Raw genomic sequence first — 1166 nt, 5'->3', positions numbered from 1 at the left:
TCTTACTCCATTGCGAAATTGAACGTTGGCGCAGCATAACAGGTTATACGACAGAGGAAATAAAAAACTGAAGTGCGACCAATAGTGTGTCTAATGTTTAAGGAAATGAAGGTCTTTATGTGTGTGATAGCTCGTATTTACCGAGCCTTACGATTGCTGCATTTTGCTTTTTCTGGAACAATGGCTGAAACGAAATTTTATTAGGAATGGTTGTGATTGATTCTGACGGTTTTAGATCGAATGTCGGAATTATTCTTGCTAACCAACAGAATGAGGTGCTATGGGCGCGTAGAATTGGACAAACTTCTTGGCAGTTTCCTCAGGGGGGAATAAAACCTCACGAAACGCCAGAACAAGCATTGTATCGAGAGCTTTATGAAGAGATCGGTTTAGTGCAAAAAGATGTTCAGATTGTTGCGCAGACTGAGGGCTGGTTACGATATCGCTTGCCAAAACGCTTAGTCCGACATAACTCCCATCCGGTTTGTATTGGCCAAAAACAAAAATGGTTTTTGTTGAGAATGATCGGGCAGGACGAAAGCATCTCTTTGAGCAATGGCGAAACGCCAGAGTTTGATGGTTGGGATTGGGTGAGCTACTGGTATCCATTGGGTCAAGTAGTTTCCTTCAAGCGAGAAGTCTACCGACGTGCATTGAAAGATTTGTCTAGCCACTTATTTACTGTGGACTAGCGTCAAATAATAGGGGTTGAGCAATGCTGGCCACGCTTCGCGGCATAGTACAGGAAGTCAATGCAGCTGCAGATCTTAATGAAGCTCTTCAGCTGATTGTGGATCGAGTGCAGTCGTCTATGCAGACGGATGTATGCTCGATTTATCTTCTTGATAGCGTTGAAAACCGCTACGTACTGATGGCAACGAAGGGTTTGAACCTTGATGCGGTTGGGCAAGTCAGTCTTGGATATTCTGAGGGTCTGGTCGGGCTCGTTGGCGTTCGCCAAGAACCTATTAATTTAGAGCATGCTCAAAATCACCATCGTTATCGTTACTTTCCCGAAACGGGCGAGGAGCGATACGAAAGCTTTCTTGGTGTGCCAATCATTCACCACAAGAAAGTTCTCGGCGTTATTGTTGTTCAGCAAGCTTCAAACAGTCGTCATTTTGATGAAGGTGAAGAAGCTTTTCTTGTTACTGTTTCGGCTCAGC

Annotated in this window: 2 protein-coding genes; both read left to right on the top strand. The window is 44.3% G+C overall.

The window, feature by feature from the left end; translation table 11 throughout:
* Positions 1-212 precede the first annotated feature (212 nt).
* Positions 213-692: an RNA pyrophosphohydrolase gene (rppH, locus tag A3762_RS02825; RefSeq protein WP_068475386.1), complete on the top strand. Its 480-nt coding sequence runs from the start codon at positions 213-215 to the stop codon at positions 690-692.
* A 23-nt stretch (positions 693-715) separates the two neighbouring features.
* A partial coding sequence (locus A3762_RS02820) for a GAF domain-containing protein (RefSeq protein ID WP_156493169.1) occupies positions 716-1166 on the top strand: 451 nt, incomplete at its 3' end.

Source organism: Oleiphilus sp. HI0125, assembly GCF_001635355.1.
This window is presented reverse-complemented; position numbering and strand designations above follow the sequence as displayed.